This window comes from Legionella steigerwaltii (assembly GCF_001468065.1).
Lineage (GTDB): Bacteria > Pseudomonadota > Gammaproteobacteria > Legionellales > Legionellaceae > Legionella > Legionella steigerwaltii.
Map to the genome: position 1 here is coordinate 1 of NZ_LNYZ01000034.1, position 318 is coordinate 318.

The following is a 318-nucleotide window of genomic DNA, read 5'->3' on the forward strand; positions in this document are numbered from 1 at the left end:
TTTCAAAACTTCGATACATAAAAACTATATCTTGACTGTTATCGTTTTTGTATTTGAAACAAAACTGTTGTTCTTTGCTCATATTATAGCCACTTGGTTGTACTTTAAAATCAGATAAATTTTTTTCTTTTTCATAGATTTTTTGTTCCCCGGATAATTCCTGCTGAATATACCTTTTTTCAAGAATACCTCCAAAATGAAACTGGATAAAACTTTGTATATTAACTTGTTGCGGCGGTTTCCCAATTTTCAGATTCGGCTTATCAACTGTTCCAACATCCTCTTCAAATACCTTTTCAAAACTTCGATACATAAAAA

At 30.2% G+C, this 318-nt stretch carries 1 protein-coding gene; it reads right to left on the reverse strand.

Going from position 1 to position 318, the window contains the following annotated elements:
• Positions 1–318, reverse strand: a 318-nt coding sequence (locus Lstg_RS17815) for a hypothetical protein (protein WP_162264085.1), incomplete at both ends; no start/stop codon positions are given.